13 protein-coding genes are annotated in these 21,344 nt (G+C 73.2%); 11 read left to right on the forward strand and 2 right to left on the reverse strand.

Annotated features, from left to right (window positions below):
• Positions 1–41: 41 nt before the first annotated feature.
• A complete protein-coding gene (locus tag ABD832_RS13800) occupies positions 42–2,165 on the reverse strand; it encodes an alpha-1,4-glucan--maltose-1-phosphate maltosyltransferase (RefSeq protein ID WP_344893951.1) in 2,124 nt (707 codons plus the stop codon).
• A 349-nt stretch (positions 2,166–2,514) separates the two neighbouring features.
• Between ABD832_RS13800 and glgP the strand changes: the two genes are divergently transcribed.
• On the forward strand, positions 2,515–5,094 hold the full coding sequence (glgP, locus tag ABD832_RS13805; RefSeq protein WP_344893954.1) for an alpha-glucan family phosphorylase: 2,580 nt from the start codon (positions 2,515–2,517) through the stop codon (positions 5,092–5,094).
• Between the two features lie 151 nt (positions 5,095–5,245).
• Here the strand turns inward: glgP and ABD832_RS13810 are convergent, their stop codons facing one another.
• A complete protein-coding gene (locus ABD832_RS13810) occupies positions 5,246–7,126 on the reverse strand; it encodes a flavin monoamine oxidase family protein (RefSeq protein ID WP_344893957.1) in 1,881 nt (626 codons plus the stop codon).
• Positions 7,127–7,406: 280 nt separating this feature from the next.
• Between ABD832_RS13810 and ABD832_RS13815 the strand changes: the two genes are divergently transcribed.
• The 10 genes from ABD832_RS13815 (at position 7,407) to ABD832_RS13860 (ending at position 21,165) form a co-directional block, all read left to right on the forward strand.
• On the forward strand, positions 7,407–9,527 hold the full coding sequence (locus ABD832_RS13815; protein ID WP_344893960.1) for an amylo-alpha-1,6-glucosidase: 2,121 nt from the start codon (positions 7,407–7,409) through the stop codon (positions 9,525–9,527).
• 95 nt (positions 9,528–9,622) lie between these two features.
• Positions 9,623–10,729 carry a glycosyltransferase family 4 protein gene (locus tag ABD832_RS13820; protein ID WP_344893963.1) on the forward strand — a complete coding sequence of 369 codons (1,107 nt, stop codon included), beginning with the start codon at positions 9,623–9,625 and terminating at the stop codon, positions 10,727–10,729.
• Between the two features lie 106 nt (positions 10,730–10,835).
• The gene (locus ABD832_RS13825) at positions 10,836–11,606 is read left to right on the forward strand and encodes an enoyl-CoA hydratase/isomerase family protein (protein ID WP_344893966.1); all 771 of its coding nucleotides are present in this window, start codon (positions 10,836–10,838) and stop codon (positions 11,604–11,606) included.
• A gap of 112 nt (positions 11,607–11,718) precedes the next feature.
• Positions 11,719–12,207, forward strand: a complete 489-nt coding sequence (locus ABD832_RS13830; RefSeq protein ID WP_344893969.1) for a hypothetical protein — start codon at positions 11,719–11,721, stop codon at positions 12,205–12,207.
• Positions 12,204–13,427 (forward strand): DUF6395 domain-containing protein, encoded by a 1,224-nt coding sequence (locus ABD832_RS13835; protein WP_344893972.1) that lies wholly within the window; start codon positions 12,204–12,206, stop codon positions 13,425–13,427. Before ABD832_RS13830 ends, ABD832_RS13835 begins: the two co-directional genes overlap by 4 nt.
• Positions 13,424–14,266 carry a M55 family metallopeptidase gene (locus tag ABD832_RS13840; RefSeq protein WP_344893975.1) on the forward strand — a complete coding sequence of 281 codons (843 nt, stop codon included), beginning with the start codon at positions 13,424–13,426 and terminating at the stop codon, positions 14,264–14,266. The genes ABD832_RS13835 and ABD832_RS13840 overlap by 4 nt, the downstream gene beginning before the upstream one ends.
• A gap of 203 nt (positions 14,267–14,469) precedes the next feature.
• Positions 14,470–16,146 carry a flavin monoamine oxidase family protein gene (locus ABD832_RS13845; protein ID WP_344893978.1) on the forward strand — a complete coding sequence of 559 codons (1,677 nt, stop codon included), beginning with the start codon at positions 14,470–14,472 and terminating at the stop codon, positions 16,144–16,146.
• A gap of 143 nt (positions 16,147–16,289) precedes the next feature.
• The gene (locus tag ABD832_RS13850) at positions 16,290–16,850 is read left to right on the forward strand and encodes a YbaK/EbsC family protein (protein ID WP_344893981.1); all 561 of its coding nucleotides are present in this window, start codon (positions 16,290–16,292) and stop codon (positions 16,848–16,850) included.
• A gap of 128 nt (positions 16,851–16,978) precedes the next feature.
• The gene (locus ABD832_RS13855; protein WP_344893984.1) at positions 16,979–19,192 is read left to right on the forward strand and encodes a serine/threonine-protein kinase; all 2,214 of its coding nucleotides are present in this window, start codon (positions 16,979–16,981) and stop codon (positions 19,190–19,192) included.
• Positions 19,192–21,165 carry a serine/threonine-protein kinase gene (locus ABD832_RS13860; protein ID WP_344893987.1) on the forward strand — a complete coding sequence of 658 codons (1,974 nt, stop codon included), beginning with the start codon at positions 19,192–19,194 and terminating at the stop codon, positions 21,163–21,165. The genes ABD832_RS13855 and ABD832_RS13860 overlap by 1 nt, the downstream gene beginning before the upstream one ends.
• Positions 21,166–21,344 lie beyond the last annotated feature (179 nt).

Below are 21,344 nucleotides of genomic sequence, written 5' to 3' on the forward strand. Positions count from 1 at the left end.
GACTCCCCGCTGTTCTGCCGGTATACGCGTACCCGGCCGGCTCACCGCTGGTTCGCCGCCGCGGCACGCAGAGTGAAGACGTGCGCTGGGTGGATGTGGGGATCGAGGCGCACGTAGTTGTCCTGCCGCCAGCGGTACGACTCGCCCGACAGTTCGTCGTCCACGACGAACTCGGCTTGCCAGTCGAGACCGAGGGCCGGCATGTCCAGCGACACCGTCGCCTCATGTGTGTGGTGCGGGTCCAGGTTCACGACAACGAGGACCACGTCGCCCAGGCCGTGCCGTCGTGTGGCCGTGTCATAGGCGCCGGGCAGCCGCTTGGAGAAGCAGACCACGTCCGGATTGTTAACGCTGTGGAAACGTAGATTACGCAGTTCCTGGAGCGCCGGGTGGGCTCTTCGGAACAAGTTGAGTTGCGTGATGAGCGGGGCCAGGCTACGGCCCTCTCGTTCGGCCGCTTCCCAGTCCCGGGGTCTGTACTGGTATTTCTCGCTATCTAGGTATTCTTCACTACCTGGCCTTACCGGGACATTCTCCGCAAGTTCGTATCCGGCGTACACGCCCCAGGTCGGCATGGACGTGGCCGCGAGTACGGCTCTGATCCGAAATGCCGGGACTCCCCCGTGTTGCAGGTACTCGTGGAGAATATCAGGGGTGTTCACGAACACGTTCGGCCGCATGTAGTGCGACGTCTCGTGCGAGAGCTCGCCCAGATATTCTTCCACGTCCGCGCGGGAGTTCTTCCACGTGTAGTACGTGTACGACTGGTGGAAGCCGACCTTGGCCAGCATCCGCATCATCGCCGGCCGGGTGAACGCCTCTGCCAGGAACAACACGTCCGGGTCGGTGGTGTGGACGTCGGCCAGCAGCTTCTCCCAGAAGGAGACCGGCTTGGTGTGCGGGTTGTCCACGCGGAAGATCCGCACCCCGTGGTCCATCCAGAGCCGCACCACCCTTCTGATCTCCTCGTAGATCCCCTTGGGGTCCTTGTCGAAGTTCAGCGGGTAGATGTCCTGGTACTTCTTGGGCGGGTTCTCCGCGTACGCGATCGAGCCGTCGGCGCGGATGTTGAACCACTCCGGGTGCTCCTTGACCCAGGGATGGTCGGGCGCGCACTGCAGGGCGAGGTCGATGGCGACCTCCATGCCCAGCTCGCGGGTCTTGGCCACGAAGGCGTCGAAGTCGTCGAACGTGCCCAGCTCGGGGTGGATGGCGTCGTGGCCGCCCTCGGCCGAGCCGATCGCCCAGGGCGAGCCCGGGTCGTACGGCTCGGGCGTGAGGGTGTTGTTCCGCCCCTTGCGGAAGCTCTGCCCGATCGGGTGGATCGGCGGCAGGTAGACCACGTCGAAGCCCATCCTCGCCACGGCGGGCAGGCGCTCGGCCGCGGTGGCGAAGGTCCCGGACTTGGGGGCGACACCGTGCTCGATGATCGCACCCTCGGAACGCGGGAAGAACTCGTACCACGACCCGAACAGCGCCCTGCGGCGGTGGACCAGGATCGTGCGCGGCGCCGACCTGGTCACCAGGTCGCGCAGCGGGTGCGCGCGCAGCAGCGCCGCGGTCTCCGGCGCCTGCGCCACGCTGAACCGGGCGCGCGGGTCGATCTCCGGGTCGCGCAGCCGGGCGGCCACCGCCTGGAGCGCGGCGCGGTGCCCGCAGACGTGCTGCTCCGGGGCGGCCTCGGGCCGCTTGCGCCCGCCCTTGCGCCCGGAGGGACCGGTCGTCGCCACGGTGGCCGCCACCGCGGCGGTCACCGGACGGCAGTCGGCGGGCCGGACCGCCTTGGCCGCGCGCTCGAAGAGCCGGGCCCCCTCCTCGCACATCAGGTCGGCGTCCAGATCACGAGGGATCTTGATGCCCGCGTCGTGCAGCCAGGTGGCCACGGGGTCGCCCCAGGCCTCCACGCGGAAACGCCACTCACCCTCGGTGGGCAGCGTCACCTCCACGCCCCAGCGGTCGGTGCCCGGATTGAGCTCGGCCATGGGCAGCAACGGGCCGCGCGCCTTGCCGGGGCCGGTCAGCACCACGCCCGCGGCGACCGCGTCGTGTCCCTCGCGGAACACGGTCGCGGAGATCTCGAAGGTCTCACCCGCAGCGGCCTTCGCGGGGCGGCGCCCGCAGTCGACCGTGGGGTGGATGTCCTGAATGGGAATTCGTCCGATCATCGCGTCTCAAGGTAGCGGCGGCACGCCCGGTACCGCCGGGGAAGTCAGCAAGGAAGATCTTCGTTTTTCAAGCTTTCCCGGCGGCCGTCGTCGGGCAGGGCGGAACCCTGCCCAGCTGGGACGGCCGGTTCCCGAGGGCGGTAGGGCTGGCTCGTATGTCCGGTGCCCCAATAGTCCATCTTCATGCGTGGCTCTGGATAGAGTGCGAGACCTCTTACTCTCCGGCGAGCCGTCCTCACAGTTGATGACCTGTCTCTGTTGTGTTTGGGACGGTTTGATACCGGTGAGGGGGAGACGCGTTGAGTGTTGAGGTCGCCCTCGTGGCGCTGAGTAACTAGGGTCTGGCACCGTGAGAGCAATCCGTAGGTTTACCGTCCGCACCGTCCTGCCCCCGGAGCTGGCCTCCCTCGGCGAGCTCGTCCTGAACCTGCGCTGGTCATGGCACCCGGAGACGCTGGACCTCTTCGGCGAGGTCGATCCGGCCATCTGGGCGCGCGTCGGCCACGACCCCGTCGCCCTGCTGGGCGCCGTGGAGGCCGACCGGCTCCGTGAGCTCGCCGCCGACCGCCGCTTCCTGCGGCGCCTGGCCGACGCCGCCGACGATCTTCGCGAGTACATGACTGCGCCCCGGTGGTACCAGACCATCCCGGACGCGCCCCGTGCCGTCGCCTACTTCTCCCCGGAGTACGGCATCGCCGCCGCCCTGCCGCAGTACTCCGGCGGCCTGGGCATCCTGGCCGGTGACCACCTCAAGGCGGCCAGCGACCTCGGGGTGCCGATCCTGGCCGTGGGCCTGCTCTACCGGCACGGCTACTTCACCCAGTCCCTCTCCCCGGAGGGCTGGCAGCTGGAGCACTACCCCTCGCTGGACCCGGGCGGCCTGCCGCTGACCCTGCTCCGCGAGCAGGACGGCGCCCCCGTCCGGATCAAGATCAGCCTTCCCGAGGGCCGCACGCTGCACTCCCAGGTCTGGGTGCTCCAGGTCGGCAGGGTGCCGCTGCTGCTGCTCGACTCCGACGTGGCCGAGAACGACACCGCCGCCCGTGACGTCACCGACCGCCTCTACGGCGGCGGCACCGACCACCGGCTGCTGCAGGAGCTGCTGCTCGGCGTCGGCGGCGTCCGCGCCATCCGCGCCTACTGCCGGGTCACCGGGCACGCCGAGCCCGAGGTGTTCCACACCAACGAGGGCCACGCCGGCTTCCTGGGCCTGGAGCGCATCCGCGAGCTCACCGAGGCCAGGCTCTCCTTCGACGAGGCCCTGGAGGCGGTCCGGGCCGGCACCGTCTTCACCACCCACACGCCGGTTCCCGCCGGCATCGACCGCTTCCCCGCCGAGATGATCGCCCGCCAGTTCGGCGGCGACAACGCCTGGCCCACGGTCCCGGTCGACCGCATCCTCGCGCTCGGCGCCGAGGAGGAGGCCGGCAAGTTCAACATGGCCGCGATGGGCATGCGGCTGGCCCAGCGGGTCAACGGCGTCTCCGAGCTGCACGGCGAGGTCAGCCGGGGGATGTTCCAGGGCCTGTGGCCGGGCTTCGACACCTCCGAGGTGCCGATCGGCTTCATCACCAACGGCGTGCACGCCCCCACCTGGGTCGGCCGCGAGATCATGGAGCTGGCCGGCCAGGAGCTGCCCACGCTGGTCGAGCGCGCTCAGGGCTGGGAGAGCATCGCCAAGGTCAGCGACGGCGACGTGTGGGGCATCCGGGGGAGGATGCGCGAGCGGCTGGTCCGGGCGGCCCGCGAGCGGCTGCGCCAGTCGTGGCTGAACCGGGGCGCCTCCCGGGCCGAACTGGGCTGGGTGGACGAGGCCCTCGACCCCGAGGTGCTGACCATCGGCTTCGCCCGCCGGGTGCCCTCGTACAAGCGGCTCACCCTGATGCTGTCGGACCCCGACCGGCTGCGTGCGCTGCTGCTGGACCCGGTCAAGCCGATCCAGATCGTGATCGCGGGCAAGGCGCACCCGGCCGACGAGGGCGGCAAGAAGCTCATCCAGCAGATCGTGAAGTTCGCCGACTCCGAGGACGTCCGGCACCGCATCGTCTTCCTGCCCGACTACGACATGGCCCTGGGCCAGCTGCTCGTGCAGGGCTGCGACGTGTGGATGAACAACCCGCTCCGCCCGCTGGAGGCGTGCGGCACCTCCGGCATGAAGGCCGCGCTCAACGGCGGGCTCAACCTGTCGATCCGCGACGGCTGGTGGGACGAGTGGTACGACGGCACCAACGGCTGGGCCATCCCCACCGCCGACGGCGTCACCGACCCCGACCGGCGTGACGAGCTGGAGGCCACCGCCCTGTACGACCTGATCGAGCACGAGGTGGCCGACCGCTTCTACGACCGCGCCGACGGCCTGCCCCGGCGGTGGCTGGAGATGGTCAGGCACACGCTGGCCTCGCTCGGCCCCAAGGTGCTCGCCGGGCGGATGCTCCGCGACTACGTGGTCGGGCTGTACGCCCCGGCCGCGGCCTCGGCGCGGGCCCTGTCCGGTGACGGCTACGAGCGGGCCAGGGGTTTCGCCGCCTGGAAGCTCAAGGTCGGCCGCGCCTGGCCGGGCGTGCGGGTCGAGCACGTGGAGACCTCGGGCCTGGGGGACACCCCGGAGCTGGGCTCCTCGCTGGAGCTGCGGGCCACCATCGCGCTGGGCGAGCTGGAGCCCGGTGACATCCGGGTGCAGGCGGCCTACGGCCGGGTGGGGGACCACGACGACCTCGCCGACCCCGCCTACGCCGACCTGACCGTCGAGTCCGAGGGCGACGACGGCCGGGCCGTCTTCGCCGGGACCGTCCCGCTGGAGCGGACCGGTCCCTTCGGCTACACGGTCAGGGTCGTCCCCGACCACCCGCTGGTGGCGTCCACGGCCGAGCTCGGCCTGGTCACCGTCCCGGAGGAGCCGGTCGGCATGACCAACGGCACCCTGCGCTGAGAAGGCGCCCCGCCGGGGCCTCCGGTGAGGACCCTCACCGTAGGTTCCGGCGAGGCCCTGGCGAGGTGTCAAAAGGCCCCGCCCTCCCCGCGGTCACGCCGCGGGGAGGGCGGGGCCTCGCCTTCCGCGGGGGCCTCACCCTCCGCGGAGGTCAGGCGTGCACCTCCAGGGCGGTGCGGACGGCCGACTCCAGGGCGCCCTCGATCCAGGAGTGCTTCAGCGAGGTGTGCTCGCCGGCGAAGTGCAGCCGTCCCGCCGGGGCGGCGATGGCCGGGTGGATCTCGGTCATCTGCCCGGGGGTGAAGACGGCCGCCTCACCGAAGGCGTAGCGGTTGCGCAGCCAGCTCTGGGTGCGGCCGTGGCCGGTGTAGAACTCGGCGACGCGCTCCCCGTACACCTCCTGAAGGCCGCGCAGCGCGTGGCCGTAGCGCTCGGCGTCGTCCATGGAGTCCCAGCGGGAGGCGTCGTCGGCCCAGGCGTAGCTCGCCAGCACGACGCCGCCCTCGCTGCCGGGCACCGGGTGGGAGGGGAAGTAGACGAACCGGTTGGCGTTGTCGGTGACCGAGCCGCCGCCCATGGTGCGGCTCGCGGTCCCCGGGCGGTAGCGGGAACCGAGCTCCCGTCGCCAGTCGCGCTCGTCGAACTCCCACCAGCGCCTGCGGAACTCCAGCAGCACCTTGGTCGCCGAGTCGTAGTGCAGCTCGATGATCGCGCGCCGCTTGGGGTAGGGCAGGGCCGGGGCGATCTCCACGTGGCGCAGCGCCGAGAACGGGACCGTGATGATCGCGACGTCCCCCTCGAACGTCTCCCCCCTGCGCTGCGGCCGGGAGGCCGACTCGGTGCTGCCGGTCTCGGTGACGGTCTCGACGCGCACGCCGCGCGCGGTCTGCTCGATCCGGGTGGCCCGGCGGTCCATCCGGATGTCGCGGCCCAGCCCGGGCCGCAGGCGGTAGGGCAGCTGCCAGCTCCCCCCGGACATCTCCCAGTAGGTCGCCGAGGGGTTGACCAGGCTGCGGGTGAGGAAGGTGTGCATGAACGACAGCGGGAGCCGGGAGGTGAGGTTCTCCAGGGTGCCGATGCAGTCGATCGCCGCGTCGCTCAGCCCGGCCCGCTCGCGCAGGAAGCGGTTCATCGAGTGGTCGTCGTACTCCTGCAGCACCCGGGCCCAGCCCTCGATCAGCTCGGGCAGCGGCTTGTCGACCCGCCCGGAGCCGCGGACGACGGAGAAGTGGTCGCGGACCGGGTCGAGCGCGTCGTCCAGGATCCTGCCGGCCGTCCTGCGGTCGTCCAGCCCGAACGAGGCGTTGATCCTGCGCGGGTCCCTGGCGTACTCGTCACGGCGCTGGGAGATGCCGTTGACCCGGATCCAGGTGCGGTCGGCCCGCGCGGGGGCGGTGAACTCCCCGCGCGAGGGGCCGGAACGCCAGACGGGACCCTGGCGCGGGGTGTAGACGACGGGCGGGACCGGGCCGGTGGCCGCGGCGCCGGGCCGCACGTCCACGTTGTAGAACAGCCGCCGGGGGATGCCCAGCCTGTCGATCAGCGCGAGCGTGAGCGGGTGGAAGTCGGGGATGCGCATGGCCCCGGCCTCGGCGTACTGCGCGCGGTCGGCGAAACCGGACCTGAAGGTCTTGATCCGGCCGCCGATCCGGTCGCCGTTCGCCTCGATGACGGTGACCCGGTGCCCGGCCCGCTTGAGCAGGGTGGCGGCCACCAGCCCGGAGATCCCGGCACCGACGACGAGGACCCGCTTGGGCGAGCGGGTCCTGGGCAGGCCGTCGTCGATCAGCACCTTGAGATACCTCAGCTTGAGGTCGGAGCCGTCCTCGCCGACCAGCAGCAGGTCGCGCGCCATGGACACGCAGGTGTCCCAGCTCCTGGCCCGGCGCGGCCCCGGGCCGGGAGCGCGGACCGGGTCCGCGAGCGGGACCCCCGCCCGGGCCGCCGTTCCCGGGCCCACGGTCGAGCCCACGGCCCCCACCGCACCCAGCCCGGCCAGCCTGGCGAACCCCCGACGGTCGATACCTGGCACGTGCCCTCCTTTGATCGTCACGAAGAGTAATGAGATGACTACTATCTGGTCACGTACGGGTATGCCAGGGTCTGCCGGGCTGTGACTCCAACCGATACGGGAAGGCTCGGTTTTTCGCGGCCTTTGTCGGGAGGGGGTGTTCGGGGGGAGGGTGGGCCCCGAAACGAAAAACGTCTTTTAAAGGGCAAAAAGCGCTAATAATGTCTTTTGCAGTGTTCTTTAGCTCTTTACTAGGGAATCCCAATATGACGGACATATCCCTCTTATTGGGGGCGGGCTAGTGAGCGCATGGACGTCCGAGGGGCAGCCGGCCGCGCTGGGCGACACCACGGTCACCCTGGTCGAGGGGGGTTCCTTCTGCGTGTGCGCCCGCAACGGCGACATCCTGCAGGGCGGGTCCCAGGGCGTCTACCACGCCGACACCCGGCTGCTGTCGCGCTGGGAACTGCGGGTGGACGAGCTGCCCGTGGAGGGCCTGCGGGTGGTCCCGGGCGAGCCGTACCACGCGACGTTCGTCGGCCGGGCCGGACCGCGCCCGGGGCGGGCCGAGAGCACCCTGCTGGTGATCAGGGACCGCTACGTCGGCGGCGGCCTGCGCGAGGACCTGACCCTGCGCAACCTCTCCGACGAGCCGGCCGGGTGCGTGGTCGCCCTGCACGTCGGCTCCGACGTGGCCGACCTGTTCGAGGTGAAGGCCGGGCGGGTCCGGCACGTGAGCGACGTGGAGACGACCGCCGACCGCTCCGGGCTGCTGATCGTCTCGGCCTGCCGCGGGCGGGGCACCAGGGTGGTGGCCGACCCCGCGCCGTTCGCCGGGCCCGGCCTGCTCGTCTTCCGCGTCCTGGTGCCCTCGCGCGGCGAGTGGACGGCCGGACTGCAGGTCAACCCGATCCTGGAGGGCGAGGAGTCGCCCGGCCGCTTCCCCGCCCACCACCCGCTGGAGCACGCAGAACCGGTCAGGCGCCGCGCCGACTGGGAGCGCCGCAGCCCGGTGATCACCACCCCGGACCGGTTCCTGTCCGCCGTCCTGGAACGTTCCACGGAGGATCTGGGGGCGCTGCGGCTCTTCGAGCCGGACAGGCCCGACGATCCCCCCACGATCGCCGCGGGCGCGCCGTGGTTCATGACCCTGTTCGGCCGCGACTCGCTGCTCACCTCCTGGATGGCGCTTCTGATGGACCAGTCGCTCGCGCTGGGCACGCTGCGCCGCCTGGCCAGGCTGCAGGGCACCGTCAGCGACCCGCTGACCGAGGAGGAGCCGGGCAAGATCCTGCACGAGCTGCGCTTCGGCAGGCAGGGCGGCGCCTCGCCGTACGCGGGCCGCGCCTACTACGGCTCGGTGGACTCCACCCCGCTGTTCGTGATGGTCCTGGGCGAGCTGGGCCGCTGGGGCGTGCACGACGAGGCCGTGGAGGAGCTCCTGCCGTACGCCGACGACGCCCTCGACTGGATCCGCAGGTCGGCCGACCCCTTCCTGTCCTACCGCCGCAAGACCGACCACGGGCTGGCCAACCAGGGATGGAAGGACTCCTTCGACGGCGTCAGCTTCGCCGACGGCACCCTGGCCCGCGCCCCCATCGCGCTGGCCGAGGTCCAGGGCTACGTCTACGCCGCCTACCTCGCGCGCGCCCACTTCGCCGCCAAGGCCGGGCAGGCCTCCCTGGAGGCGCAGTGGACCTCCCGCGCGGGCCGGATCAGGGACGCCTTCAACGAGCGCTTCTGGCTGCCGGACCGGGGTCACTACGCGGTCGCGCTGGACGGCGCCGGGCGCGCCGTCGACAGCCTCGCCTCGAACATGGGCCACTGCCTGTGGACCGGCATCGTGGACGAGGACCGCGCCGGCCGGGTGGCCGAGCACCTGCTCTCACCCCGGATGTTCACCGGGTACGGGGTGCGCACCCTGGCCGGCGACATGGGGGCCTACAACCCGATGAGCTACCACAACGGCTCGGTCTGGCCGCACGACAACGCCCTGATCGCGGCGGGCCTGATGCGCTACGGCTTCGAGCGGGAGGCCGGCCGCATCACCTACGGCCTGCTGGACGCGGCCGAGGCGTTCGGCTGGCGGCTGCCCGAGCTGTTCTGCGGGTTCGACCGGGCCGAGTTCACCTGGCCCGTGCCCTACCCCTCCTCGTGCTCCCCGCAGGCCTGGGCCGCCGCGGCCCCGATCCAGCTCCTGCGCAGCATGCTGCGGTTCGACCCCTCGATATCCGGCGGGCACCTGCGGCTGTGCCCGGCCGGTCTGGAGGGACTGCGGATCGAGGGGCTCGCGCTCGCGGGCTCCGACGTCACGATCGAGGTGGGCGCCGTCGGCACGTCCGTCCGCGGCCTGCCCGAGGGGATCACCCTGATCGAGGAGCCGCGCGGCCCACCGGCCAGGGCGATGTGGCCGGTCCACTGACGCGCGCGTCCCCGCGTGTTCCCGTGTCCTGTCCGTCCTTCCGTGTCCTTATGTGTCCTTTCGTGTCCTTCCGTGCCCTTGCAGGTGAGGTGGCCATGCTCTCTTCCACAGACATCCCGGACCGGTCCGGCTGCATGCGCGTCCTGCTGGTCGCGCCGCCCTGGTACGACGTGCCGCCCCGCGGTTACGGGGGCATCGAGACGATGGTGGCCGGTCTGGCCACCGGGCTGACCCGGCGCGGGCACGACGTCACGCTGATCGGGGCGGGCCGGGCGGGCACGCCCGCGCGTTTCCTGGCCACCTACGGGCGGGCGCCCTCCGAGCGGATCGGCGAGGCGCTGCCCGAGGTGCTGCACGCGGCCAGGGCCCACGCGATGAGCGCGGGGCTGGCGGTGGACGTCGTCCACGACCACTCCCTGGCCGGGCCGCTGTACGCGCCCGCCAGGTCCGCCCCGACCGTGGTCACCTGTCACGGGGAGGTCGAGGGCGAGTTCGGCGACTACTACCGGGTGCTCGGCGCCACGGCCTCGATGGTCGCCATCTCCGAGGCGCAGCGGCGCATCGCCCCCGACCTGAACTGGGCAGGGGTCGTGCACAACGCCGTCGACGCCGGGGCCTTCCCGTACCGGGAGCGCAAGGAGGACTGGGTGCTCTGGCTGGGCAGGTTCAGCCGGGACAAGGGTGCGCACCTGGCCATCGACGCGGCCCGCGCGGCCGGGCGGCGCATCCTGCTCGCCGGCAAGCTCGTCGAGAGGACCGAGCACGCCTACTTCGACGCCGAGGTCGGGCCCAGGCTCGGCCCCGACGCCGAGTACCTCGGGGAGGCCGGCACCGCCCGCAAGCGCGAGCTGATGGCGGCGGCCAGGTGCCTGATCTTCCCCGTCCTGTGGGAGGAGCCGTTCGGCATGGTCATGATCGAGGCCATGGCCTGCGGCACGCCCGTGGTCGCCCTGGGCAGGGGAGCCGTGCCCGAGGTGATCGTGGACGGCGTCACCGGCTTCGTCCGGAGCGACCCCGCCGGCCTTCCCGCCGCGATCGAGGCGGCGGGCACGCTCGACCCGCGCGCCTGCCGCTCCCGGGTGGAGCGCTTCTTCAGCGTGGAGGCGATGACCCGCGGCTACGAGGCGATCTACCGCAGGACGATCGCCGGACTGCCCAGAAGGGCCGGGGAGAGCAGGGACCTGGCCCTGCCCGTCAACTGAGCCCGCGCCCTATGTTGGATCACGGCACGGTGGACCACGACACGGTGGGACACCCGCGGCCGGCCGCGGGCCGGCCGCGTGAGGCGGGTTCGGCGAAGGGACGTTCATGGGTGAGTTCGTGCGGGTGGAGACGGACGGCGGGGTCGCGACGATCAGGCTCGACCGGCCGAAGATGAACGCGCTCAACCTGCAGGTCCAGCGGGAGCTGGCCGAGAGCGCCCGGCAGGTGGACACCGACGCGGGCGTGCAGGCCGTGGTCCTCTACGGGGGGCCGGTCTTCGCGGCCGGGGTGGACGTCAAGGAGATGGCCGGCATGTCGTACGCCGACATGGCGGCCCACTCGCGGGCCCTGCAGGACTGCTTCACCGCGGTGGCGCGGATCGGCAAGCCCGTGGTCGCCGCGGTGAACGGCTACGCCCTGGGCGGCGGCTGCGAGCTGGCGCTGTGCGCGGACGTCAGGATCGCCGGCGAGTCGGCCAGGCTGGGCCAGCCGGAGATCCTGCTCGGCATCATCCCCGGCGCGGGCGGCACCCAGCGGCTGCCCCGGCTGATCGGCCCCTCCCGGGCCAAGGACCTCATCTTCACCGGCCGCCACGTGCCCGCCGCCGAGGCCCTGACCCTCGGCCTGGTGGACCGGGTCGTCCCCGACGAGGAGGTGTACGCCGAGGCCCTCGCCTACGCGGGCCGGTTCGCCGGTGGCCCGGCCCTGGCGCTGCGCGCCGCCAAGCAGGCGGTCGACCACGGCCTGGAGACCGACCTCGACACCGGCCTGGAGATCGAGCGCCTGCAGTTCTCCGGCCTGTTCGCCACCGAGGACGCCAAGGCCGGGATGCGGGCCTTCTCGGAGAAGACGAAGGCGGAGTTCACCGGCCGCTGAGAGGCGCTGAGAGGCGCCGAGAGCGCCGAGGGGACCGGGGGCGCCGGGTCGCCGGGGGCGTGAGCCTCGCGGATTGGCCGGATAGATCCGGCATTGCCGGTATCGTGCCAGCATGGTGCGGTTGGTGAAGCGCGCGCTGGTGCCCACCCGGCTGCGGCGGGCGGTCCTCGGATGGTTCGACGCCCGGTACATCTCCAGGGCCGATCACCGGCAGGACGTCAAGGACGCGCTCTGGGAGGTCCGGACGCTGGCCAGGGAGGTCACCTCGCTGCGCGCGGAGGTCGCCGACCTGCGCGCGCAGGTGGCCCGGGTCCGGCCGGACCCGGCGCGGACCGGACGCTGGGACGACGCCCACCGGCTGGCCCAGGAGACCGCGGTCGCGCTGGAGGAGGTCCTGCGGAACGAGGTGCTGCTCTGGCAGGCCGTGGACCGCGTCACCACCGAACCGGGCCGCGCCGCGGGACCCGGACGGATCCCGGAACCGGAACGGACCCCGGAGACGGGACGGACCTCGGAACCGGAACGGACCCCGGAGACGGGACGGACCTCGGAGACGGGACAGAACCGGCCGGCCACCGGGAGCGCCGGGAGCGCCGGATGAGGGTGACCTGGACGGCCGACGGCGACACCTGGCGGATGGCCTTCCGGCTGGACGCCGAGGACGACGTCACCGGCCGGTGCGCCGACGGCCAGCCGCTGAGGCTGGCCACGAACTCCTTCCGGATCGAGCTCCCGCGGACCCTGCGCGAGATCCACCCGGACCTGCTCGCCCTCGCCGCGTGGACCGTGGCGGCCCCGTGGACCCGGCGCAGGATCGTCTTCGACCGGCCGATCTCCGACGGCCTCGCCGGGGCGATCGGCGACGGCTGGGGGATCGAGGCCGGTCCGGTGGGTACGGGCGCGCGGTCCGGCGGCAGGCTGGCGATCTCCTACAGCGGCGGGGCGGACTCGGTCGCGGTGGCCGCGATGCTGCCGGATGCGCCGTTCGTGCACTTCCAGCGGGTCTCCCACCCGCGGGTGCCCAACCGCTGGACCCACTACCGCTCCGACGTGCTCGCCGAGCTGGCCGCCGCGACGGGCCGCGAGCTCACCGTGGTCCGCTCCGACCTGGAGTTCACGCTCGCCGAGCCGCGGCCCGGCTACCCCGAGCACCACGCGGTCGCCGCGGGCGCGCTGCTGATGGCCGACGAGCTCGACCTGGGCGGCCTGGCGTTCGGCTACGAGCTGGGGTCGCGCTGGCTGGGAGGTGACCGCTACCTGCTGCGCTACACCCCCGACAACCCCATGTGGGCCCCGCACGGCGCCTGGGGACGGGCGTTCGCCGCGGCCGGGGTGCACCTGGTGCTCCCGGTGGGCGGGGTGAGCGAGGCCGTCACGATGCGGCTCGCCCTGAACTCGGAGCTGCGCGGCCAGGTCCGCTGGTGCCTGCGCGGCGTCGGCGGCCCCTGCGGGACCTGCGGCAAGTGCCTGTACAAGGAACTCATCCAGGCCGCCGTCGAGCGCCGCCCGCTGCGCACCACGATCACCGCGGGCCGCCCGGTCGCCCGCAGGTGGCAGGAGCCGCCGCCGTACGGGGGCCAGGAGATGATCGAGTACGGCTGCGCCCGGGTGCCCGGTGTCGAGGACACCGTCTTCGGCGCGGCGGCGCGGTACCTGGGCGCGACCGAGTCCTCCACCGCCTGGCTGGAGCGCTGCTACCCGCCCGCGATCGAGGAGATCCCCGAGCCGTGGCGCGGCCGGGTTCGCGACTTCATGACGGGGGAGATCGGTCTCATGAACGAGGACGAGGCGCGGCGCGTCGAGACGTGGGGGGTGGCGTGAAGGTCTACGTCTCGGTCGACATGGAGGGCGTCAGCGGGCTGACCGACCCCGAGGAGATGCACGCCGGAGGCCGCGGCTACGAGCGTGGCTGCGAGCTGATGACCGCGGACGCCAACGCGGTCGTGGCCGGGGCGTTCGACGGCGGCGCCACCGCCGTGCGGGTCAACGACGCCCACGGGTCGACCAAGAACCTCAGGATCGACCTGCTCGACGAGCGGGCGACCCTGCTGCGGGGGCCGGGCAAGCCGCTGCGGATGGGCGAAGGGCTCGACGCGAGCCACCGGGCGGCCTGCTTCGCCGGCTACCACGCGCGGGCCGGCGTCCGGCACGGCGTCCTCAACCACACCTGGATGGGCAGGGAGATCCACAACGTCCACCTCAACGGCGAGGTGTGCGGGGAGATCCGCCTGGTCGCCTCGTTCGCGGGGTCGCTCGGCGTGCCGGTGGTCCTGGTGACCGGGGACGAGGCGGCCTGCGAGGAGGCCAGGGAGCTGCTCGGCGACGTGGAGACCGTCGCGGTCAAGCGGGGCGTCGACCGGTTCGCCGCCGAGCTGCTGCCGCCCGCCGTCGCCCAGGCGCGCATCCGCGAGGCCACCGCCCGCGCGCTGGGCCGGGTGGCCGACTTCCGCCCGTACGCGCCCGAGCCGCCGTTCACCCTCGGCATCGAGTGGAACTCCACCGCGATCGCCGCGGGATGCGCGCTGGTGCCCGGCGTGACGGCCGCGGGCCCCCGGCACACCGAGTTCACCACCGGCGACTTCTCGCAGATCATGTCCCTGATGGGTATCTTCGCCATGATCGGCGGCCAGGTCGCCTGCCGCAGCGGCGTGTACGGCTGATCCCGCGATGCCCTCCTCGGTACCGCCCCCGGTCTCCTCTACGCTTCGACCACCCCCTTTGCGGCCTTTTTCGTGATTTTCCTCTCCCCGGACGTCTCCAGCACTCCGAACGTCCACCCCCGAATGCCCCGACGTCCTCCACCGGACGGATCCCCGTACCCGACCACGACCACGACGGTGCCCGATGCCCCTGACGACCGCCGATGAGTGACGAGACCGGCGCCTCCCCTCCCGTTCCCCCCGCGTCCCCAGCTCCCCCCGCGACCCCCGCTCCCTCCGCTCCCGCTCCCTCCGGTTCCGCGCCGGAGCGTGCCCCGGGCGGGTCCGCCGGTGGCCTGACGCGCAGGGCTCTGCTGGTCGGCGTGGGCGCGGCCGGGGGCGCCGGGGCCATGTTCGCGGCCATGGGCGCCCTGGGCCTGGCCCCGGACTCCCAGGACCGGAACTACACGCCCCCGCAGCCCTCCGACTTCGCCCTCAGCGGCAGGGCGGCGGCCAGCGTGGTCGTCCTCGGCGCCGGTGTCGCCGGGCTGACCTGCGCGTACGAGCTGGGCAAGGCCGGGTACGACTGCACGGTCCTGGAGGCGTCCGACCGGGTGGGCGGCAGGAACCTCACGCTGCGCGCGGGCGACCGGCTGGACGAGCTGGGCGGCGCGACGCAGACGGCCGGGTTCGGCGAGGGCGTCTACTTCAACGCCGGGGCCGGGCGGATCGCGCCGTGGATGGTCACCATGGACTACTGCCGCGAGCTGGGCGTCCCCATCGAGACGTTCGTCAACAACAACGCCTCGGCGTACGTCTACACGCGCGGCATGACCGCCCCGGTGCGGGCCCGCGCGGCCCGCGCGGACCTGTACGGCCACGTCGCCGAGCTGCTGGCCAAGGCGAGCGACGCGGGCGCGCTGAACCGCCGCCTGACCGCGGACGACCGCGAGCGGCTGGCGGAGTTCCTGCGGCGCTTCGGCGACCTCGGCCCCGACCTGTCCTACCGGGGCTCCACCCGCCGGGGCTTCGAGACCTGGCCGGGGGTGGGCGAGGGCGTGCCGCTGGGGGCGGCGCCCTCGCTGCGCCAGGTGCTCGCCGCGGGCACCGGCAGGGCCGTCACCATGGACTTCGGCTACGACCAGGCCACGCCGATGTTCCAGCCGGTGGGCGGCATGGACGGCATCGTCGTCGCGCTCGCCGACGCGGTCGGCCGCGACCGGATCAGGACGGGCACGCCGGTCACCGGCATCAGGAACCTGCCAGACGGGGTGGAGGTCACCCACCCCGGCGGCGTCGTCCGCGCCGACTACTGCATCGCGACCCTGCCGCCCCACCTGCTGGCCCGGCTGCCGCACAACCTCGGCGCCCCGGTCACGGCCGCGCTCCGCACCCCCGTCCCGGTCTCCGCGGGCAAGATCGGCCTGGAGTACGGCAGGCGCTGGTGGGAGACGGACGACCGGATCTACGGCGGCGTCACCGAGACCGACCTGGACATCACCCACATCTGGTACCCCTCGCACGGCTACCACTCGCGCGGCGGCCTGGTCGTCGGCTACTACAACACCGAGGAGAACGCCGACCGGTACGCCGGGCTCCCGCACGACGGCCGCCGCGCCCGCGCGCTCACCCAGGGCAAGAAGATCCACGGCGAGAAGTACCGCGCCGAGCTGCGTTCCAGCGTCTCGATCGCCTGGCGGCGCAGGCCGCACGTGGAGGGCGGCTGGGTGCGATGGCCCTCCTACGAGGGCGCCTTCACCCTCCTGCAGCAACCGGCCGGCCGGGTCCACTTCGCCGGTGACTGGCTCACCCACCTGATCGCCTGGCAGGCGGGCGCGATGGAGTCCGCGCGCAGGACGGTCACCGAGCTGCACCACAGGGTGCTGCGGACGACCTCCTGACCGGTCGCCGTACCCGCGACCCGGAGGTCCTCCGCGCCGCCGCGGCCCGCGTCACGGGCCTGGCCGCCGTAAGGTCTTCGGTGCGGAGCCCGTCGGTACGGGAGGGGCTCCCGGTACGGAGGAGCGAGGGGGAGCCGACGGCGATGGCGATCGGGACGTTGGACTGGACGAGTGCCGGGATGCGGCCGGACCTGCTGGCCGAGCCGGTGGCGCGGGCGGTCGCGGAGCTGGCGGGACGCGACGGGGCCGGGGACGTCGCCGTCGCCGAGATCGACCCGGAACTGGCCGACACCGCGGCCTTCTGCGAGCGCTACGGCGTGGACCCGGGCGAGTCGGCCAACTGTGTGATCGTGGCCGCCAGGCGGGCCGGGGAGACCCGCTACGCGGCGTGCCTGGTCCTGGCGACCACGAGGGCGGACGTCAACGGCGTGGTCCGGCGCCACCTGGACGCGCGGAAGATCTCGTTCGCGCCGATGGACGACGCGGTCACGCTGACCGGGATGGAGTACGGCGGGATCACCCCCCTCGGGCTGCCCGCCGGCTGGCCGGTGCTGGTCGACGAGGCGGTGGCGGCCCACCCGGCGGTGGTGATCGGCAGCGGTGTCCGCCGCTCCAAGCTGGCCGTACCCGGTTCGCTGCTGGCCGGGCTGGGAACCGCACGGGTTCTCGGCCTGGCGAACCGAAGCGAAAATGAGATTAAGTGAGAGAAGGAATCGGGAAACCGTCGAGGTTCCATGGACGTTGTTCAGTCGGAGAATGTGGCCCGATGGTTCATCTCGTGGGTGGGGTTTAAGCCGATATGGTGCTTCATGCCATGAATCAGGACGACCGATTGGGTCCTTACCGACTGCTGAGGCGGCTCGGCGAGGGCGGTATGGGCGTGGTGCACCTCGCGGTGGATCCGCAGGGCCGCCAGGTGGCCGTCAAGGTCCTGCGCGCCGAGGTGGCCGGTGACGACGTCGCCCGCCGTCGCCTCTCGCGCGAGGTCGAGACCATGCGCCGCGTGCGCAGCGAGTACATCGCCGAGGTCCTCGACGCCGACGTGACCGGTCACCGTCCCTACATCGTGACGCGCTACGTCGCCGGCCGCCCGCTGGACGAGGTGATCAAGCAGGACGGGCCGATGGAGCTGCCCGCGCTGCTGCGGGTCGCGCACGGCGTGGCCTCGGCGCTGGCCGCGGTCCACTCGGTCGGGGTGATCCACCGCGACCTCAAGCCCGGCAACGTGCTGATCCTGGACGGCGACCCGGTCCTCATCGACTTCGGCATCGCGCAGGCGGTCGACGCCACCCGCCTCACCCAGACCGGCATGTTCATCGGCACCCCCGGCTACCTCGCCCCCGAGATCATCGAGGGGCACGAGGCCGGTCCCGAGGTCGACGTGCACGCGTGGGCGGGCACCCTGGTCTTCGCCGCCACCGGCCAGCCGCCCTTCGGCAAGGGCACGCTGGAGATGATCTTCTACAACATCACCGCGGGCAAGGCGAACGTCGACGCCGTCCCGCAGCCGCTCCAGCCGGTGCTGCGCGCCGCGCTCCAGCGCGACCCGTCCAGGCGGCCCCCGGCCGCCGAGCTGGCCGCGCAGGTGGCGCGCCTGCTGCCGTCCAGCGGCAGGCACCCCGTGCCCGACGAGATCAGCACGGTCGCGGCGTTCGACGACCAGGTCCGCGGCTCCGGTGTGTTCGGCGCGACCGGTGTCCCCGGCCCGCCCGGCGCGGGGACCTCGGGGACCTCGGGCACTCCGGGGACCCCGGGCACCGGCGACCCGGGCGACGTGCCGACCCCGGTGGCCTCCCGGCTGTCCGTCCCGCACCCCGTCGCACCCCCGCCGACCCCGGCGGCCCAGTCCCACGAGTACGTCTCGCTGCTCGGGCAGGACCAGGCCGACCCGTGGCCCACCCGCCGGGTGACGCCGGAGGAGCTGCGCCAGGCCGCCGAGGCCCAGCGCTCCTCCCACGACCTGCCCACCGGCATGCTCGCCCCCGAGGACGTCCCCACCCGCACCCCGGGTGCGGCGTCCGGGACGCCGGCCGGCGTCCCGCCCGCCACGACGCCCGTCCCCGACGGGGACATCCCCACCCAGCGCGTCCGGCCGCAGGACCTGCAGGACTACATCCGCCGCTACGGCGACCCGCAGGGGGCGCCGGGCACGCGGGACCGGCCGGGGGACCGTTCCGGCACCCAGGCGGGCATGCAGGCCGGTGGGGCGGCGCCCGAGGCCGGTCCGCCGCCCTACCCGCACCCGCAGCCGTTCGAGCAGCAGACCCCGCACCGGCCGCGTCCCGCCGTGCCGCCGCCCTATCCCTACCCGCACCCCCAGCCGCAGCAGTACCCCCAGCACCCCCAGCATCCCCAGAACCCGTACCAGCACCAGCCCGTCGCGCAGCCTCCGGCGCCCACGCCGCTGCACCCCGGCCAGCGGCCGGGGAACGCGTTGCAGCGTTCCAAGGCGTACGGGGTGGCGAGCCTGCTGATGCTGGCCGTCATGACGGTCGCGGCGGTCCTCGCCCCGGTGCTCGTCGCGGTGGTGGTGATCCCGGCGGTGATCCTGCTGCGCGCCGCCGACATCGCCCAGCCGGTGCTCAGCGTGCGCAGGTCGGCCGGTGCCGCGGCGACCGACGTGCTGCGCGTGCTCGGCCGGCCGGCCGCGCTGCTGAAGTCGGCGGGCATCACCGCCGCCCTCGTGCCGTACGCGCTGATCCTCGGGCTGCCGGTGACGCTCCTGCTCACCGTGCTGGTCGGGCGGATGCCCGTCACCAACGCGCTGAGCTGTGGCGCCGCCGTGGCGCTCTGGACCGTCTGCGCCGGACCCGGTGTGGAAGGCCCCGGCCGCCAGATGCGACGTACGCTGGCATCACTGCTGCCGTCGCGCGGCGCGGCCATGGTCGCCGCCGCGGCGCTGGCCGCGGTGACGGTGGCGGTGCTCTTCGTGGCGAGCGGCACGGTGGGCGGTGGAGCACGGAAGGCGGTGTGGGCGCCGGTCAGCGACGAAATGGTCAAAAAGGTGGTACACGAACTGGACGACCTACGAAAGAAGGCGGCCTGATGACGGGGGACACGCGGGCGCCCGAGAGACTGGGGCCGTACCGGCTGCTGAGGAAGATCGGCGAGGGCGGCATGGGCGTCGTCCACCTCGGTCTCGACGAGGACGGGCGCGAGGTGGCCGTCAAGGTCCTGCACCCCCACGTGGCCGCCGACCTCAAGGCCCGCGACCGGCTCACCCGCGAGGTGGAGACCATGCGGCGGGTGCGCAGCCCGCACGTCGCCGAGGTGCTCGACGCCGAGCTGACGGCCAGGCAGCCCTACATCGTGACCCGGTTCGCCCCGGGCCGCACCCTGGAGGAGACCGTCCTGCAGGACGGCCCGCTCCCCGACGACCAGGTCATACGGCTGGCGCGGGGCATGTGCGCGGCCCTGGTGGCCATCCACGCCGCCGACGTCATCCACCGCGACTTCAAGCCGTCCAACGTCATGATCGTCAACGGTGACCCGCTGGTCATCGACTTCGGCATCGCGCACCTGGTGAACGCCACCCGGCTGACCCAGACCGGCATGTTCGTCGGCACGCCCGGCTACCTCGCCCCGGAGATCATCCGGGACTCGGAGATCACCCAGGCCGCCGACGTGCACGCGCTGGCCTCGACGGTCTTCTTCGGCGCGACCGGCAAGCCGCCGTTCGGCACCGGCAGCTTCGAGGTCGTCTGCTTCAACATCATGGAGGGCCGGGCCAACATCGACATGGCCCCGGCGTGGCTGCGGGGCTGGCTCAGGCGGGCGCTGGCCGTCGACCCGGCCGCCCGGCCGGTCGCCGTCGAGCTGCTGCGGCTGGCCCGCGACCTGGACCCGGCGGTGACGGCGTTCCAGGAGACCCCGCCCACCTCGGTCCTGGACGCCGGCGGGACCAGGGTCCTCGACGCCGACGGCACCAAGGTCCTGGACGGCCAGGCCCCGCCCCCGCCGGTCAACGGCACCCGTGCGCTGCCGCAGGACGCCTCGGGCTACTCCGACCTGCTCCCGCCGGTCAGGTACGCCGAGCCGGAGCGGCGTGAGCGCCGGCCCCGGCAGGAGCGCGGGCAGGCGTCCGGCGCGGCGGCGCCCCCGCCGTACACGCCGGCCGCCAATCCCTCACGGCCCCCGCCGTACGTCCCGGCCCCGCCCTCGGCGCAGGCCAGGGCGGCGGCCCCGCCGCCCTACCCCGACCAGCGGGTGGCCGGGTACCCGGCCCCGCCGCCGACCGGCCAGGCGAGGCCGTACCCGCCGCCGGAGCGGTCGCGGCCGCACGTCCCGACGCAGCCCTCGGGCCGCGCGCAGCCCGCACCCCGCACCCCGCCCCGGGAGCGCTACCGCGCCGCCCACCCGCTGGCCGGGATGCTGCTGCTGACGATCCTCGTGGCGCTGGCCTGCGTGCTGCCGGTCGTGGTGGGCGTGTTCGCCGTGGCCGCGGCGCTCTGCCTGCGGGTGGGCGAGTACCTCTTCGCCGACCTGGCCCAGCGCCGCTCCATCCGGGGCAACAGCGCCGGAGACCCCCTGCTCGCGCTGGTCGGCACGCCGTGGGCGCTGATCAGGTCGGCGTTCGGGACGGCGATCACCGCCGGGCTGTCGATCATGCTCGGCATGTGCGTGTGGGGGTTCCTGGTCTACGCCGGCGACATGAACAGGAACTTCGCCGCCGCCTACGCGGCCGGTGCCTTCGTGGCCGGGCTGTTCCTGCTGCCCGGTGGCGGCAAGCCCAGGAAGGCCGTCGCCCGCACGCTGAGCGCGGTCATCCGCAGCCCCGGCGCGGGCATGGTGACCACGATCGTCCTGGGCACGCTGGCGTTCTTCGCGGTGATGGCCGCGCTGAGCGTGGTCCCGTCCTTCGAGCCGTGGCAGAACCCGACCGACGCCGTCAAGGACCTCACCGACCAGTGGCGGCGGTCGGCGAACGAGGGCGCGATGGGCGCGTTCGACCTCGTCACCGGGCTGGTGGACGACCTGATGAAGAGCCTCGGCCTGGGGTTCCTGACGTTCTGGAAGTGACGGCCCGCCGTGGGGTGACCCGCCCCGGCGGGCGCGTCACCCCCGGTGCCCGGGCCGTCCCCGCCGGGCACGTCCGCCCGGCGTGCCCGCTCCGGGGTCCGGGCGGTCCCGGCCCGCGCGTCCGCCCGGTGCCCGATCCGCGTCCGGCGCGGACGTCCGCGGCCCGGACCCGGTGCGGG

The organism is Streptosporangium longisporum, from assembly GCF_039534895.1.
GTDB lineage: Bacteria > Actinomycetota > Actinomycetes > Streptosporangiales > Streptosporangiaceae > Streptosporangium > Streptosporangium longisporum.